Annotated in this window: 1 protein-coding gene; it reads right to left on the reverse strand. The window is 70.6% G+C overall.

All coding sequences use genetic code 11. The features are described 5' to 3' along the window. Positions 1 to 287: 287 nt before the first annotated feature. Entirely contained in the window at positions 288 to 18,239 is a 17,952-nt protein-coding gene (locus AC1RSK_RS15785) for a cadherin-like domain-containing protein (RefSeq protein ID WP_492908534.1), read from the reverse strand. Positions 18,240 to 18,726 lie beyond the last annotated feature (487 nt).

Raw genomic sequence — 18,726 nt, forward strand, 5'->3', positions numbered from 1 at the left:
CAAAGCCCGCGCAACACGACTCCAGCGGTCAGCAGGGCGATGGCGGGGAAAGGAGGACACACACCACTATTCGCGACCGTCCAGATCGATCCGGGACCAGAACGCCAACGCGGTCCTGTGACGCAAAAGTGGGTGTATCCCCACCTTCCCAACACCTTCCCGCGCCAACGCTGCCCTCATCCGACCCCTTCGGGGCCACCTTCTCCCGACCAGCGGGAGAAGGATCGTGGTGTGAATTAGAAGCCTGCCCCGCCGCCCCAAGTCCCGGCGGGGCAGGTCCCCCGCGCCTAGAGGATGAAGCCGGCGGCGTTCGTGACCTGGCCGGTGAAGGTCAGGGCGAAGTCGGCGGCGCCGTCGCCGGTGTTGTCGAGGGTCAGGGTGGTGAGCTTGGTCGCCGTGCTGTAGGTCAGCACCGCCTGGCCGGCGACGCCGGTGAAGGCCGCCGCCCAGGTGAAGGCCTGGTTGCCGCCGAGGTTGGCGTTGGCGTCCAGGGCGCTGAGGTCGACGGTGTCGAAGGCGCCGTTGAAGTCGGTGATCCGGTCCGCACCCCCCGGTGCGGAGTCCGTGATCGCGGTGAACACGAACCGGTCCGAACCCGAACCGCCGGTCAGGGTGTCGAGCCCGGTCCCACCGACCAGGACGTCGTCACCGTCCCCACCGAGGATGCGGTCGTCGCCCGCATCGCCGTAAAGCGCGTCGGCGCCGGCCTCGCCGCCGATGTAGTCGCCGTCGTCGCCGCCGTGGATCTGGTCGAGCCCCTCGCCGCCGTAGAGGCTGTCCAGGCCCGCGCCGCCCCACAGGGTGTCGTCGCCCAGCTGGCCGAGGATGACGTCGGCCCCGGCGTCGCCCCAGGCCTGGTCGTTGTCGTCGCCGCCATAGACCTTGTCGGTTCCGTCGCCGCCGTAGAGCCGGTCGGCCCCGGCGTCGCCGGACAGTTGGTCGTCGCCGGCGTCGCCGTGGATCAGGTCGGCGCCGGTCCCGCCGCCGGCGGTGTCGGCGCCATCGCCGCCGCCGAGGTCGTCATTGCCGTCGCCGCCCGACAGCTTGTCGACGCCCGCCTCGCCGCGCAGGGCGTCATTGCCCGTGCCGCCGGTCAGGGTGTCGTTGTCGGCGCCGCCATAGAGCTGGTCGTCGCCGGCGTCGCCGCTGAGGCTGTCGGCCCCCGCGTCGCCGAGGATCTGGTCGTTGTCGTCGCCGCCATAGGCCCGGTCATTGCCAAGACCGGCATAGATCTTGTCGAGGCCGAGGCCGCCGGTCAGGGTGTCGTCGCCGTCCAGGCCGGTGAGGGTGTCGTCGCCGGCATCGCCGTAGAGGCTGTCGGCGTCGACGCCGCCGTTCAGCCGGTCATTGCCATTGCCGCCATAGAGACGGTCGCCGCCGGCCTCGCCGTTGAGGGTGTCGTCGCCGTCGTCGCCGCGCAGGGTGTCGGAACCGGCGCCGCCGGTCAGGACGTCCTTGCCGGCCCCGCCGTTCATGATGTCGGCCCCGTCGGCGCCGTACAGCTTGTCGTCGCCGGCGTCGCCGTAGAGGGTGTCGTCGCCGGCCTCGCCGTAGAGGCTGTCGGCGTCGTCGCCGCCCTGGGCGCGGTCATTGCCCTCGCCGCCGTAGAGGCGGTCGATGCCGGCCTCGCCGTTCAGCAGGTCGTTGCCGGCCATGCCGCGCAGGACGTCGTCGCCGGCCCGGCCCGACAGGGTGTCGCCGCCGACGTTGCCGGTCAGGACATCATTGCCCGCCGTGCCGACCAGGGTGACGCGGCTGACCACCTGGACGGTGGCGACGGCGATGTTGCTGGTCGCCAGGCCGTCGGTGAGGGTGACCTGGATGGTGCGGTCGCCGAGCGGGGGGCTGGGCTGGATGTTGTTGAAGGTGACCAGGTGCAGCGCCTGGGCCCAGGCGCTCTCGCTGGCCGGGCCGGTCAGGGTGAGGATCCCCGTGCCGATGTCGTAGGCCGAGGCGGTGATGCCGAGCGCCGCCAGGGCGGAGGCGTTGCTGATCCCCAGGCGGTCGCCGGTGGAGGGGTTGGTCAGGCGCAGGGTGGCGCTGGTCAGGGTGGTGTCGTCCGGGTCGTCGATGACGGCGTCGGCCGGGATGATGGCCACCGCCCCGGTGCTGTCGCCGAAGCCGACCACCGTGCCGGCGCCGCCGCGGCTGGCCTGCAGGTCGAGGACCGGGGCGTCGTTGATGCCGTGGACGGTGATGGCGAGGCTGGCCGTGTCGGTGGCGCCGGCTGTGTCGGCGACGGTGTAGGTGAAGCTGTCGGTCAGGGTCTGGCTGGCCCCCAGGGCGGCGACGGCGGCGTTGGCGCCGTTGACGACGTAGGTCCAGGTTCCGTTGGCGTTGAGAGTCAGGGTCCCGTACTGGCCGGCGAAGGCGGAGCCGACCGCGCCGCCGGTCAGGGCCGAGACGGTCTTGGCATCGCCTGTGTCGACATCGCTGTCGTTGGTCAGGACATTGCCCGAGCCGTTGGGGCCGCCGTCGGTGGCGTCGCCGAGGTCGTCGGCGGCGACGGGGGCGTCGTTGGCGCCCTGCAGGGTGATGGTCAGGGTGGTCGAGCTGGTGATGCCGACGGCGTCGCGCATCGTGTAGGTGAAGACCTCGGTCAGGGTGTCGGAGGCCGTGCGCAGGGCGTTCACCGCCGCGTTGGCGTTGTCGACGGCGTAGCTGTAGGCGCCGTCGGCATTGAGGGTCAGAGAGCCGTAGGCGCCGGCCAGGGCCGTGCCGACCGCGCCGAGGGTGGCGCCGAACCGGACCTGGGTGACCTCCTGGGTGTCGCCGGCGTCCTCGTCGGTGTCGTTGGTCAGGACGTTGCCGGCTGGGTCGGAACCTGCGGCGACGCCGGCCTCGACGGCGGTGGCGACATCGGCGACCGCGACCGGAGCCTCGTTGGCGCCGTGGACGGTGATGGTCAGCACGGCGGCAGCGGTCGCCCCGGCCGTGTCTGTCACGGTGTAGGTGAAGGTTTCGGTCAGGCTGTCGGTGGGACCGAGCGCCAGGACGCCCGGGTCGGCTTCGTCGGTGACATAGGCGTAGGAACCGTCGGCATTGAGCGTCAGGGTCCCGTGCTCGCCGACCAGGCCGGCGCCGACCGTACCGCCGCTGAGGGCAGTGACGGTTTTGGTGTCGCCGGCGTCGGCGTCGGTGTCGTTGGTCAGGACGTTGCCGGTGGCGTCGATGGGGACGCCGTCGCCGTCCTTGCTGGCTGTGCCCGCGTCATCGACGGCGACGACGGCGTCGTTGGCCCCGTGGACGGTGACGGTCAGGACGGCGGTCGAGGTCGCGCCGGCGGCGTCGCGCACCGTGTAGGTGAAGCTGTCGGTCAGGGTCTGGCCGGCCGTGCGCAGGGCGTTGACGGCCCCGTCGCCGTTGTCGACGACGTAGCTGTAGGAGCCGTCGGCATTGAGGGTCAGGCTGCCGTGGTCACCGGCCAGCGCCGCGCCGACCGCGCCGCCGCTCAGGCCCGAGACCGTGCGGCTGTCGCCGCTGTCGACATCGGTGTCGTTGGTCAGCACGTTGCCGCTGGCGTTGGAGCCGGCCGCCACGCCGGCCTCGGTGGCCGAACCGGCGTCGGCGACGCCGACCGGGGCGTCGTTGGCCCCTTGGACGGTGATCGTCAGGGTCGCCTGGCTGGTCGCGCCGGCGGTGTCGGTCACAGTGTAGGTGAAGACGTCGGTCAGGCTCTGTCCAGCCGCCAGGGCGTTGACGGCCGAATTGCCGTTGTCGGCGGCGTAGCTGTAGGTCCCGTTGGCGTTGAGGGTCAGTGAGCCATAGGTCCCGGCCGAGGCCGAACCCACCGCGCCGCCGCTGAGGGCGGAGACGGTCTTGCTGTCGCCGCCGTCGACGTCGATGTCGTTGGTCAGCACGTTGCCGCTGGCGCCGGAGCCCGCCGCCGTCCCGGCCTCGGTGGCCGAGCCGGTGTCGGCCACCGCCACCGGGGCGTCGTTGGCGCCCTGGATGGTGACGGTCAGGGTGGTGGAGCTGGTCGCCCCGGCCGTGTCGGTCACCGTGTAGGTGAAGCTGTCGGTCAGGGTCTGGCCGGCCGTGCGCAGGGCCTGGACGGCGCTATTGGCGTTGTTGATCGCGTAGCTGTAGGTCCCGTTGGCGTTCAGGGTCAGCGAGCCGTAGGTCCCGGCCAGGGCCGAGCCCACCGTACCACCGCTGAGGGCGGTGACCGTCTTGCCGTCGCCTGCGTCGACGTCGGTGTCGTTGCTCAGCACGTTGCCCGTGGCGTTCGAGCCGGCGGCCACGCCCGCCTCCACCGCCGTGCCGAGATCGGCGACGGCGACCGGGGCGTCATTGGCCCCGTGGACGGTGATGGTCAGGGTCGTGCTGCTGGTCGCCCCGGCCGTGTCGGTCACCGTGTAGGTGAAGCTGTCGGCGAGCGTGTCCGTGCTGAGGCGCAGGGCGTTCACCGCCGCGTTGGCGTTGTCGATGGCGTAGCTGTAGGTCCCGTTGGCATTGAGGGTCAGAGCCCCGTAGGTCCCATTCAGGGCCGAGCCGACCGCGCCGCCGCTGAGGGCGGAGACGGTCTTGCTGTCGCCGCCATCGACGTCGGTGTCGTTGGTCAGCACATTGCCACTGGCGCCGGAGCCCGCCGCCGTTCCGGCCTCGGTGGCCGAGCCCACATCCGCCACCGCGACGGGGGCGTCGTTGGCGCCCTGGATGGTGATGGTCAGGGTGGTGGAGCTGGTCGCCCCGGCCGTGTCGGTCACCGTGTAGGTGAAGCTGTCGGTCAGGGTCTGGCCGGCCGTGCGCAGGGCCTGGACCGCGGCGTTGGCGTCGTTGACGGCGTAGCTGTAGGTCCCGTTGGCGTTCAGGGTCAGGCTACCGTAGGTCCCGGCCAGGGCCGAGCCCACCGTGCCGCCAGTCAGGACGGTGACGGTCTTGCCGTCGCCTGCGTCGACGTCGGTGTCGTTGCTCAGCACGTTGCCCGTGGCGTTCGAGCCGGCCGCCACGCCCGTCTCGACCGCCGTGCCGACATCGGCCACCGCCACCGGAGCGTCGTTGCCGCCCTGGATGGTGAGGGTCAGGGTGGTCGTGCTAGTCGCGCCGGCCGTGTCGCGCATCGTGTAGGTGAAGACCTCGGTCAGGGTGTCCGAAGCCGTCCGCAGGGCGTTCACCGCCGCGTCGCTGTTGTCGACGACGTAGCTGTAGGTCCCGTCGGCATTGAGCGTCAGGCTGCCGTATTCGCCGGCCAGGGCCGAGCCCAGCACGCCCGTCGCGGCGCCGAATTTCACCTGGGTGACGGTCTTGCTGTCGCCGGCGTCCGGATCGGTGTCGTTGCTCAGCACGTTGCCCGTGGCGTTCGAGCCGGCGGCGACGCCGGCTTCGACAGCCGTGCCGACATCGGCCACCGCCGTCGGCGACTCGTTGGCCCCGAACACGGTGATGGTCAGGACGGCCGAGTCGGTCGCCCCGGCCGTGTCGGTCATGCTGTAGGTGAAGGTCTCTGAGATGCTGTCGGTGGGCCCAAGCGCCACCACCGCCGGATCGAGCTCGTCGATGACGTAGGCATAGGAACCATCGGCGTTCAGCGTCAGGGTTCCGTATTGGCCCGCGAGGCCCGCGCCCACCGTGCCGCCGGTCAGGGCAGTGACGGTCTTCGTATCGCCGCCGTCCACGTCGGTGTCGTTGTCGAGCACGTTGCCGGTCGCGTCGTTGGCCGGACCGCCATCGACGCCGAGGCTGGCCGAGCCGGCGTCATCCACCGCGATCGGCGCGTCGTTGGCGCCCTGGACAGTGACGGTCAGGGTGGCGGTGCTGGTCGCTCCGGCCGTGTCGCGCACCGTGTAGGTGAAGACGTCGGTCAAGATGTCGGAGGCCGTGCGCAGGGCGCCCACCGCCGCATTGGCGTTGTTGACGGCGTAGCTGTAGGTCCCGTTGGCGTTCAGCGTCAGGCTGCCGTAGGCGCCGGCCAGGGCCGAGCCGACCGTGCCGCCGCTGACCGCCGAAACGGTCTTGCTGTCGCCGGCGTCGACATCGGTGTCGTTGGTCAGGACGTTGCCGCTGGCGTTCGAGCCCGCCGCCGTCCCGGCCTCGACCGCCGTGCCGCTGTCATTGACCCCGATCGGCGCGTCGTTTGCGCCCTGGACGGTGACGGTCAGGGTCGCGGTGCTGGTCGCCCCGGCCGTGTCCCGCACCGTGTAGGTGAAGCTGTCGGTCAGGGTGTCGGAGGCCTGGCGCAGGGCCTGGACCGTGCTGTTGGCGTTGTCGACCGCGTAGCTGTAGCTGCCGTCCGCGTTGAGCGTCAGGGCGCCGTAGGTTCCGTTGAGGGCCGAACCGACCGTCCCGCCCGACAGAGCCGAGACCGTCCTCGTATCGCCGCCATCCACATCGGTGTCGTTGGTCAGCACATTGCCGGTCGCGTTGGCGCCCGCCGCCGTGCCGGCCTCGGTGGCCGAGCCGGTGTCATTGACGCCGACCGGGGCGTCGTTGGCGCCCTGGATGGTCACCGTCAGGGTGCTGGCGCTGGTCGCGCCGGCGGTATCCTGCATCGTGTAGCCGAAGGTGTCGGTCAGGGTCTCGCCCGCCAGACGCAGGGCCTGGACGGTCGCGTTGGCGTTGTCGACGACGTAGGTCCAGGTGCCGTTGCTGTAGAGCTGCAGGTAGCCGTAGTCGCCCTGCAGGGCCTGGCTGATGACCCCGTTGGTCGCGCCCTTGGAGACGCCGGTGACGGTCTTGCCGTCGCCGGTATCGACATCCGTGTCGTTGGTCAGCACGTTGCCCGAACCGTTCGAGCCGGCAATGACGCCGGCCTCGACGGCCGTGCCGGTGTCGGCGACGGCGACCGGGGCGTCGTTGGTCCCGCGGACGGTGATGGTCAGGGTGGTGCTGCTGGTCGCCCCGGCTGCGTCCGTCATCGTGTAGGTGAAGGCGTCGGTCAGGGTGTTGGCCGTGGTGCGCAGGGCGTTCACGGCCGCGTTGGCGTTGTCGACGGCGTAGCTGTAGGTCCCGTCGGCATTGAGGGTGAGCGCGCCGTAGGTCCCCGTCAGGGCCTGGCCGACCGTGCCGGTCGTGGCGCCCTTGGCGACACCCGAGACGGTCTTTGAGTCCCCCGCATCGACGTCGGTGTCGTTGGTCAGGACGTTGCCCGTGGCGTTGGAGCCGGCCGCGACGCCGGCCTCGTTGGCGATGCCGGTGTTGGCCACCGCGACGGGCGCGTCGTTGGCGCCCTGGATGGTGATGGTCAGGGTTGTCGAACTGGTCGCCCCGGCCGTGTCCCGCACCGTGTAGGCGAAGGTCTCGGTCAGGGTCTGGGCCGCCGTGCGCAGGGCCTGGACCGAGCTGTTGGCGTTGTTGATGGCGTAGCTGTAGGTCCCGTCGGCGTTCAGCGTCAGGGTCCCGTAGGCGCCGCTGAGGCCCGAGCCGACCGTGCCGCTGGTCGCCCCGAAGGACAGCGCCGAGACGGTCCTGGCGTCGCCGGCGTCGACGTCGGTGTCGTTGGTCAACACATTGCCGGTCGCGTTCGAGCCGGCGCTGGTTCCGGCTTCGACCGCCGTGCCGGTGTCGACGACGCCGACCGGGGCGTCATTGCTGCCGTCGATGCTGAAGGTCACGCCGCGGCTGGCGGTCAGGCCGCCGTCGTCGCGGACCGGAACCGTGAAGGCCTCGGTGACCGTCTGGCCGGTCTGCAGGGCCTGGGTGGCCGCGCGGGCGTTGTCCAGCGCATAGGCCAGGCTGTTGGAAGCGACGGTCAGGACGGCCTGGCCGTAGACGCCATCCTTGGTCCAGACGCCGGCCGGGCTCTGCACCCAGCCGTCGGCGGCCAGCGCCACGGCGTCGTAGGAGACCGTGCCGTCGACATCGTCGGCGGTCAGGGCGACGCTCGACGAGGCCACGCCCGCCACGCCTTGGCCAACTTCGCGCAGGGTGGCGCTGGGGGCGCCGGCGCGCAGGGTCGGGGCGTCGTTGGACCCCAGGATGTCGATGTTCCAGGCGCCCAGCTGGGCCAGGCTGACGCCGGTCAGGGTCAGGGTGTTGGCCCCGGCCGTGATCACCGTGTCGCCGCCAGAGGCGCTGGCCGCGGCCAGCACGTCTTCGACGGTGGCGAAGACCGCCGCGTCGAAGCGCAGGAACTCGTTGGAAGCGGTGAAGTCGCTGATGGTGTCCTGGCCGAAGCCGGCCCGGAAGATGAAGCTGTCGCGCCCGAGGCCGCCGGCCATGCTGTCGTTGCCGGCCCCGGCTTCGATGCGGTTGGCGACGCTGGAGCCGGTGATGCTGTCGGCGCCATTGCCGGTGATGACATTCTCGACACCGTTCAGGGTATCGCTGTCGCCGTGGGTGTCGGTAGCCGTGCCCGCCGCCAGGTTGACGGTGACGTTGCCGGGATCGGCCTCGCCCGAATAGTCGATGGTGTCGTTGTCGCCGGCCGAGCCGGTGAAGCTGTCGGCGCCCCGGCCGCCGGTGAAGGTGACCGCTGTGGCCGACGTCAGGCCGCTGGCGTCGATGGTGTTGGCGCCGGCCCCGCCGAGAATGACCACGCCGCCCGCCCCGACCGCGCCGGTCAGGCTGACGCCGTCGCTGCTGTCGAGCGTGACCTCGACCCGCTCGACACCCGTGGCCGTGACATTGGCCGTGGCGTCGCCGTTGAAGGTCGCCGTCGTGGAGCCCACCGAGCCGGACAGCACGAGGCTGTCGCCGCCGCCGGAGTTGGTCGTGTAGAGCGCCAGCACGTCAGCCGATCCCGAGGCGTCGGTGACGGTGTCGTGGCCTTCGCCGATGCCGACGACATAGCGGTCGTTGTCCGCCCCGCCGGCCATGGCGTCGTCGCCGCCGCCGCCAGTGAGGACGTCGCCGCCGGCGTCGCCGAACAGCTGGTCGTTGCCGCCGCGGCCATTGAGCTGGTCATCGCCGCCCGCGCCGTGGACGGAATCCGCCCCTGAACCGGCATGGACAATGTTGGCCGCGCCATTGCCGGTGACGTCGATCGCCGCCGCGTCGTTGAAGGTGACGGTGGTGACGCCGCCGCCCAGGGTCAGGACGATGCCGGTCGCGCCGGCCGGGGCGTTGAGGGTCAGGTTGTCGTCGGCGACCGTCAGGCCGGTCTCGGCCGAATAGTCGCCGGCCGTGGCCTGCACGGTGTCGCCGGCCTGGGCGGCCGACAGGGCCTCTTCCAGGGTCGAGAAGACGCCGTTGCGCTCCTGCACCCAGGTCCAGCCGGCCGGGAAGGCGTTCTGACTGATGAAGGTCGATTCCGTGTAGGCGTTGGCCAGATCGTAGAACCAGGCGCCGGCCCCCGGGCCGCTGAAGCTGTTGTCCTGGATGTCGCCGCCGCCGGCCCAGGCGACGAGCGCCGCGAAGCCCTCGGCGAAGTCGCCGCTGAAGACGTTCTCAAGGATCTGGCCGCCGGTGGCTTCGGTGACCAGGCCCGAGCCGCCCGCGCCGCTGAACAGGCTGTCCAGCACATTGACGCCGGTCGAGGCGGCGACGCCGCTGGCCGCGCCGCGCACCAGCACCAGGGCGACCGAGGCCGTCCCGCCGAAGGTGCTGTCGCTGACCGTGACGCCGTTCTGGCCGCCGGCGAAGCGCAGGCCGTGGTCGCCATTGGCGTTGATGGTGACCCGCAGGATTTCCGTGCCGCTGTTGGTCCCCAGGAAGTCGACCGCCGCGTCGGCGCCGGCCCCGGCGTTGAACACCAGCCGTTCGACCGCGTCGCCGCGCAGGCTGACGTTGAGGCCCGCGCCGATTTCCAGCGCCGCCGCCCCGGCCGGGCCGTTGATGATCACCGTCTCCCCGGCGGCGTTCTTGATCCGCAGGTCATCGACATCGACGACCGCCGTGGCGGCCAGATTGTAGGTCCCGCCCTTGAGGATGACGGTGTCGCCGTCCTCGGCGGCGTCGAGCGCCTCCTGCAGGGTGGCGAAGATCAGGTCGATGCCGCTGTCGCCGCCATGGGCCGCGTCGACGATCAGGGGCGGCGGCTCCAGGCCCTGGCCCTGGAAGCGCTGCATCTCGATGGCGTAGCCGCTGCCGTCCTGGCCCTGCGAATGCCAGACGGCGACGAAGCCGCGGTCGAGCATGGCGATGGCCGCGGCCGACTGGTCGTTCAGGCTGTAGCTGTTGACCAGCACGTCGTCGCCGTAGGGCTCGGTCGCATTGCCGTCCGCGTCGAAGCGCCGGGCGACGACGCCATTGCTGGAGCCGTCGGCCTGGTAGCTGGTCCAGGCGACCACGAAGCCGCCATCGGGGGCGGCGACCACCATCGGTCCGGTCTGGTCGTTGTAGGCGACGCCGTTGATCAGGAATTCGCCGCCCACCGGCTGGCCGTCGGCGTCGTAGCGCTGGCCGCCGATGCCGTATCCGTGGTTGTCGCTGTCGGCGCCGGTGTAGGTCTGCCAGGCGATCACGAACCCTCCGTCGGCGAGGCCGGTGACGGTCGGATAGAGCTGGGTGCTGTCGGTCAGGGTGTTGACCAGGAACTCCTGGCCGTCCGGGCTGCCGTCGGCGTTGAAGGCCTGGGCGTAGATGCCCCAGTCGCTGCCGTCGTGGTTGGCGCTGCTCCAGGCGATGACATAGCCGCCGCCGGCCAGGGCGCTGATCGAGGGGTGGGCCTGCTGGTCGGCGGTGGTGGTGTTGACCAGGACGTCGCCGCCGGCGGCCAGCTGGCCGGAGGCGTCGATGCGGTGGGTGTAGACGCCCCAGCTGGAACCGTCGGCCCCGTGCGACTGGAAGGCGACGACGATGCTGCCGTCGGCCAGCGCCACGGCGCGCGGGGACTCCTGGTAGTCGTTGGTGGTGGCGTTGAGGCGCAGCTCCGCTCGCGGGATCCCGCCGGCGTCGGCCAGGGTCACCACATGCATGTCGGCGTCGTAGCGGCGGGCGTAGACGCCCCAGTCGCCATCGCCGGCCGCGCCGTTGCCGTAGGACTGGAAGACGACGACGAAGCCGCCGTCGCCGGTCGCCACGACCTGGGCGTTGCGTTGCTCGCTGCCCGTGTAGTCGTTGATCCGGAACTCGGTCAGCGGCACCTGCACCTGGTTGCCCTGGCCGTCGGGGACCAGGATCGGGTCGCCGTTGCCGTCGAGGACCCAGAGGGGATCGCCGTTGGAATCGGTGAGCTGGATGGCGTCGCCATCGCTGTCGAAGTGCTTGGCGTAGACGCCCCAGCTCGAGCCGTCCTGGTTGGCGCTCTGCCAGACCACGACGTAGGAGCCGTCGTCGAGCTTGGTGACCGATGGAAACTGCTGCTCGGAGGTCGTCGTGCTGTTGACCTGCTGTTCGACGCCGGCCGTATCGATCGCCAGCTCGGTGGCCGCGTCAGGCAGCGGCACGCGCTTGCCGATGATACCGGAGCCGACGCCGTCCTGGCCTTCGTAGACGATGATGACGCCCGAGCCGTCGGGCTGCACGGCGATGGAGGGCGTGCTCTGGTCGCCCGCCGCCACCTCGTTGAGGCGGAACTCCGAGCCGACCGCGTCGCCGGTGGCGTCGAAGCGCTGGGCGTAGACGCCCCAGCTGTCGCCGTCCTGGTAGTAGCTGGTCCAGGTGACCATGAAGCCGCCGTCCGGCAGGCCCGCGACCTTGGGCTCCTGCTGGTTGTCGTAGGCATAGGACGAGACGTGGAACTCGCCGCCGCGGGTCGTGCCGTCGGCGTTGTAGACCTGGCCGTAGATGCCGAAGTTGCTGCCGTCCTGGACATTGCTGTGCCAGGTGACGACGAAGCCGCCGTCGGCCAGGGCCGCCAGGGCGCCGCCCTCGGCCCCCTGGTCATGCGTGGTGGTGGTGTTGACCAGCATCTCGCCGGCATTGCCGAGGCTGGTCACCGGGTGGCCCGAGGCGTCGTAGAGGCGGACATAGGCCCCCACGCCGCTGCCGTCGGGGCCGTTCCAGGTGAAGGCGAAGCCGCCGCCGGCCAGCTGGACCACGGCCGCGTGCTGCTGGTGGCCGACGACGGTGACGTTGATCCGCGCCTCGTCGGCGCCGACGCCCACCGCGTCGTACATCTGCACCACCGAGCCGTCGGCGGCATAGCGTTTGGCGTAGATGCCCCAGGTCTCGTCACCCGGTTCGCCGGGCGCGGTTTCCTGGTCGTAGGACTGCCAGGTGACGATCCATCCGCCGTCGGCCAGGGCGGTGACTTCCGGCCAGTACTGTTCGCGGGCCTGGGTGTCGTTGATGCGGACCGGACTGCCGCCGGCGCCGCCGGCCAGGGTCAGGCGGGCGCCGGTGGCGTCATAGCGCTGGCCGAAGACGCCCCAGCTGTTGTTGTCGAGCTGGGTCCAGGTGACCAGGAAGCCGCCGTCGGCCAGCACCGTCACGTCGGCGCGGTTCTCGTAGTAGTCGACGTATGTGTTGACCAGCAGTTCGGGGCCGCGCGGCGTGCCGTCGGCGTTGAACAGGCGGGCGACGATGTCCTCGGCCCCGCCGCCCGGCTGGCTGTCGCTGGTCCAGACCACGACGTAGCTTCCATCGGCGAAGGCGGCGACGTTGGGGTCGGACTGCGAGCCGGCGAGGGTCGCGTTGACGGTGAACTCGTCGTTGTAGGGCAGCTGAACTTCGGCGACGGCGTTGACCGTCACCCGGATACTGTCGGTGTTCCAGGCGATGTCGCCGCCAACGGTCTCGCGCGACTGCGCGCGCAGGCTGAGGGTGAAGTCGGCGTCGCTGTCGGCGGCCGGGGCGATGGTCAGGCTGGCCAGAGTCCAGCCGGCGATGTCGACGGTGCGGTCGGCGGCGGTGGCGGTGAAGCTGCTGACGCCATCGCTGAGGGTGGCGCCGATCGGGATGTCGCTGACCTCCAGGGTCAGGACCTCGGAGCCGTCGGTGTCGGTCAGGGCGGCGCTGACGCTGAGGGCGATGACAGTGTCCTCGTCGCCCGTCGCATCGATGGCCAGCAGCGTCGGGCGGTCGGCGACCGCGCCGGCGGGGCCGGTGTCGAAGGTGAAGTGCTGCTGGAAGACGCCGTTGCCGCTGCCGTCCTGGCCGGTCGAGGTCCAGACAACGGTGAAACCGTCGCCAACTACGCTGATGGCCGGGTCGCCCTGGTAGCCGGCGCCGTAGCTGTTGACCCGCTGCTCCTCACCCAGGACGGCGCCATTGGCCGCGAAGCGTTTGACGAAGACATCGACGCCTTCGAAGCCGTCGGCGTGGTCGCTCTGCCAGGTGAGCAGGAAGCCGCCGTCCGGCGTCGCGACGACGTCGGCCAGGGTCTGGCTTCCGGCCACGTGGCTGGTCAGGACGACCTCGGTCCCGACCCGCGCCCCGGCGGCGCTGTAGATCTGGCCGAGCAGGGCAGCGCCGCTGCTGTCGGCGACGTCGGATTGAAAGACGACCACGAAGCCGCCGCCGGCCAGACCGATGATGCGCGGATCGTACTGGTTGCCATAGGTCTGGTCGTTGACCCGGAAGTTGTCGGCCGCCGCCGTGCCGTCAGGGTTGGTTCCGCCGAGACGGGTGACCACGCCGCCGCTCAGGCCATAGCGCTGGCCATAGACGGCCGTGCCGTAGCCGTCGGAGTCGTTGTCGCGCCAGACGATGACGAAGCCGCCATCGGCGGTGGCGGCGATGGCCGGCAGGTATTCGGAGCCGTCGCCGCCGTTGAGGCGTGGGACCTGCAGGTTGACCGACAGGTCGGTCCCAACCGCGTTACCAGCCGCGTCGAACACCCGGGCCTCGACCTCGCCGTTGTCCTGGTGCCAGGTGACGACGAAGCCGCCGGCGTTGGCGCCGGTCAGGGCGGTGATCTGGGCGTCGTACTGGTTGCCGCCGGCCCCGGAATTGACCTGGAACTCGCCGCCCACGGCGGCGCCCGCCGCGTCGAACCGCTGGGCGAAGATGCCATAGCCCGCCCCGTCGCCCTGGCCCGATTGCCAGACGACCACATGGCCGCCGCCGTCCAGGGCCACGACCTGGGGATTGGTCTGGTCGCCGGTCAGGGTGGTGTTGACGGTGAATTCCGCGCCGATCGGCTGGCCGTCGGCGCCATAGCGCTGGGCGAAGACGCCGTTGGAGGAGATGTCGCCAACGCCGCGGCTGGGGGCGCTGCGCCAGACCACGATGTAGCTGCCGTCATCCAAGGTGGCGATGTCGGCGCCCGACTGGTCGTGGGCCGACTTCGTATTGACCTGGCTCTCACCACCGGTCGGGGCGGCCGGCTGGGCGTCGAGCTGGAAGCGGGTCCCGAACACACCCCAGCCGGAGCCGTCGCCCCAGTAGCTGTCGGAGGCCGGATCGTTGCCCTGCCAGACGGCGATCAGGCTGCCGTTCGCGCCGGCGGCCAGGAAGGGGAAGGTCTGATCGCCGTAGGTGCGGCTGGCGTCGAGCGGGAACTCGCCGCCGACCGCGTCGCCGTCGGCGTTGAAGCGTTGGCCGAAGACCCCGTAGCCGCTCATGTCTTCGCTCTGGCCGTGCCAGGCGATGAAGAAGCCGCCGTCGGCCAGGGCGACGGCCTGGGCCTTGCTCTGGTCGCCGCTGGTGACGCGGTTGGCGAGGAACTGGTCGCCGCGGGCCGTGCCGTCGGCGTTGTAGACGCGGCCGTGGACGCCCCAGCTGGAGCCGTCGCCGCTGTCGCTCTGCCAGACGACCAGGAAGCCGCCGTCGGCGAGGACGGTGACGTTGGCGTGGAACTGCTGGCCGGCGATCGTCTGGTTGACCGTGGCCTCGGCCCCGACCGGCTGGCCGGCGTTGTCGAAGCGCTGGACGACGACATCGTGCAGCGTCCCGCCGGCCTGGCCGTTGCTGTTCCAGACGGCGACGAAGCCGCCGCCCGGCAGGCCCTGGATCGAGGGCCAGCTCTGTTCGCCGGCGCTGGTGGTGTTGAGGCGGAACTCGTCGGCGCCGGCGCTGACGCCGTCGCGGCTGACCGCCTGGCCCGAGGCGTTGTAGCGCTGGGCGTAGATGCCGTAGCTCGCGCCGTCCTGCGGCTCGGAATGCCAGACGATCAGGTAGCCGCCGTCGCTCAGCGCGGTGATGTCGGAATGGAACTGCTGGCTGGCGAAGGGCGAGTAGGTGTTGACGTGGGTCTCGGCCCCCGGATTGCCGGCGGCGTCGTACACGCGGGCATAGACATCGTTGTAGCTATAGTAGGGGTCGGTCGTGACGTTGGTCGGCGCCGTCTGGCCGAAGCTGCTCCAGGTGACGACGAAGCCGCCGCCGGCCAGGGTGACGACTGAGGCCTCCATCTGGGTTCCGGCGGTGAAGCTGTTGACCTGGAACTCTGTCCCGACCGCCGTGCCGTCAGCGGCGTAGCGCTGGCCGTGGACACCCCATTCGCTGCCGTCCTGGTCGCGGGACTGCCAGACGATGACGTAGGAGCCGTCGGCCCAGCTGGCCACCGGCGAGCGGGAGACCTGGTCGCCGCCGACATCGAACAGCTGGTCGCCGGCGGTGTAGCTGTTGACCCGTTCGGAGCGGCCGCCGATCTCCATGGTGTCGGCGCGGGCGTCGACGGTGACCAGGATCTGGTCCTCGTTGGTGACGGTGTCGCCGGTGGCGCTGTCGGTCGAGGTGGCGCGGATGCGCAGGGTGAAGTCGGCTTCGGAGTCCGGGGCGGGCGTGATGCTGAGGCCGGACAGGGTCCAGCCGGTGACATCGACGCCGGTCAGGGCGGCGGTGGCGGTGAAGCTGTGGCCATTGCCGTCGCTGAGCGTGGCGCCGACGGGGATGCCGGAGACGGCGAGGCCGAGGGATTCCGTGCCCACGGCCGCGCCCGACAGGGCGGCGGTGACGTCCAGAGCGATGGCGGTGTCCTCGCCGCCCTGCGCGTTGGCGGCGGCGAGGATCGGGCGATGGGCGGTGTCCAGGGTCGCGTTCAGGCCATCGACCGTGAACCGCTGGCTCCAGATGCTGCCGCCCGAGCCGTCGTAGGTCTGGCCGTATTCGCTGGTTTCATGTTCCCAGACGACGATGAAGCCGTCGGCGGTGGCGGCCACCGAGGGCCAGCGCTGGTGGCCGACGTCGTGGACGGTGTCGACGACGAATTCCTCGTTCAGCGCGCTGCCGTCGGCGGCGAAACGCTTGGCGTAGACCTCCTGGCCGTCGCCGCTGTCGACCTGTTCGGAAATCCAGACGACCACAAAGCTGCCGTCGGCGAGGACCGCGATCGAAGGATCGGCCTGCGTGCCGTACTGGCCGCCGTTGACCCGGAACTGGGGCGCGCGAAGCGTACCGTCGGCATTGTAGACCTGGGCCCAGACGGCCAGGCCCGACTGGTCGCTGTGCTCCGAGCTGAAGGTGATGACGAAGCCGCCGTCGGGCAGCGCCGCCATGCAATTGTACTTCTGGTACTGGCTGTACTCGAACTGCAGGTTGACGCGCCAGCTGGCCGCCGCCGGGGTCCCGTCGAAGTTGGTCCCGCCAACCAGGGTGCCGGAGGCGTCGTAGCGGCGGGCGTAGAGGCCCTCGTACCAGCCGTCGTTGCCGCTGTCCTGGAACAGAACGATGAAGCCGCCATCGGCCAGGCCCAGGACCCGGCCCTGGTGCTCGGAGCTGTCGGAGGTGTTGACGCTGTCGGCGACGCTGACGCGGAACTCGGAGCCGACCTTGGCGCCGGTGGCGTCGAAACGCTGGGCGAAGACATCATAGCTCGTGCCGCCGTCCTGGTAGTAGGCGCGATAGACGGCGACGAAGCCACCGTCGGCCAGGGCGCTGACGGCGGGATAGATTTGTTCGCCGCCGGTCGCGGTGTTGATGCGGAACTCGCCGCCCGACTTGCTGCCGTCGGCGTTGAAGATCTGGCCGATGGAGACGTAGTCGCCGTCGCCCGACTGGTTGTAGGTCCCCCAGACGACCACGAAGCGGCCGTCCTCCAGGCGGGTCAGCTGCCAGCCGGCGTCATGGGGCTGGTCGCCGGCCGTGGTGGTGTTGACGATGAACTCGCCGCCGGCCTTGGAGCCGTCGGTGTTGAACCGCTGGCCGACCAGGCTCAGGCCCGAGCCGTCGCCGCTGTTGTAGGTGGTCTGGCTCTGCCAGACGACAACGTAGGAGCCGTCGTCGTCGGTGACGATCTGCGGCATGCGCTGGTTGAAGCCGGTGGCGGTGTTGACCAGGTTCTCGCCGCCGATGCGGACGATGGCGTCCTCCAGGGCATAGGTCTTCTGGTAGACGGCCCAGCCGTCGCCATCGCCGTTGGTCGAGTGCCAGATCAGCTGGAAGCCGCCCTCGAAGGCGCGGATCTGGGGCACATACTGGTCGCCGATGTAGTTGCCGGTGTTGGCCATCACTTCGCCGCCGACCTTGTCGCCCTCGGCGTCGAAGCGCTGGTAGAAGACGCCGGCCCCGTGGTTGTCGGCGCTGTGCCAGACGACCAGGAAGCCGCCGTCGCTGAGGGCCTCGACCTGGGCGCCCTCGCGCACCGGGCCGTTCGACTGCGAGCCGCCGGCATAGGTGTTGACCTGGAACTCGGCGCCGGTCGGAACACCGCCGGCGGTCAGGACCCGGGCGAAGACGCCATAGGCGTCCCCGTCCTGGCCGTAGCTGGACCAGACGACGACGACGCGGCCGTCCTCGAGCCGGGTGGCGGCCGGCCAGATCTGTTCGCTGGGCGTATACTGGCTGATGCGGAACTCGTCCGTCGCGACCGAGCCGTCGGTGTTGTAGAGCTTGCCGAAGATGTCGACGTTGCCGGCCAGATGGCGGCTGCCGTAAAGCATGAGCAGCTTGCCGTCGGCCATGACGACCTGGTTGGTCCAGCCCTGTTCATTGCCCGTCGAGGTGTTGATCAGGGTTTCGGCGCGGCTGTTGCCGTTGGCGGCGCCGTCCCAGCCGACGAAATTGCCGGCGCCGTCGAAGCGCTGGGCGTAGACGCGGTAGGTGCTGGCGTCGCCCGGCCCGGTGTTGGAGACCCAGCTGATCACATAGCCCGAGCCCAGGGCGGAGATGATCGGGTCCGACTGGCGGCCGGCGGTGGTGACGGGTACCAGGACTTCGGCGCCGATGGCCACGCCGTTGGCCCCGAACAGGCGGCTGTAGATGCCCTCGCCCGAGCCGTCCTGGCCGTCGTAGCTGTTCCACACGACGACGAACCTGCCGTCGGCCAGGACGGTGACGTCGGGATAGTACTGCAGCCCGTCCGTCGTCGAATTGACCAGCACCTCCTGGGCCCCGAGCACCGTGCCGTCGGCCGAAACCTTCTGGCCGGCGGCATTGTAGCGCTGGAACCAGATGCCGCCGTTGGCGTCGCCGGCCTGACCGGACGAGATCCAGACGATGACATAGCCGCCGTCCGGCAGGGTGGCGACCGTGGGATAGTTCTGATGGCCGGCGGTGGTGGTGTTGACGACGGATTCGGTGCGCTGGTTGGGCATCGGGGGCTGTCCTTAGACGTGCGCCGCCGCGCCGGCGGGGGCCGGGCGGCGGGCAAGGGCGTGGGATGTGGGGAAGCGCGGCGCGCGGGCGGCGCGGACCGACGGGTGTGCAAATGCAAGCATGCCGTACTCCCCCAGCGACGCGCCCTGGCCGCTGGGGACGGCTGGGGGTTGCGTCTGGGCGCACCGGTGGGAGGCGCGCCTGGGGCCCTAGACACACCCTGGGGGGAGCGGGGGCTGTAAACGGGGTGTGAACAGAACGTTGATTCCCGGAATCGGGGAGCGGGCGGGGTGGTTAGTGAGTTCGCCTCGGGTCTCCCTTCTCCCCTTGTGGGAGAAGGTGGTCCGAAGGACCGGATGAGGGGTCGATGACTCCTCAAACTGCGATCAGGCGGTTCCTACAGACGCTTTGGAGGCCGGTGAGCCCCCTTGTGTGTCTGAAATCTGCGAAGTTCGCGGTTGCCGCTGGACGGGTCATGACCCGTCC

This window comes from Caulobacter sp. GW821-FHT11A05 (assembly GCF_058809015.1).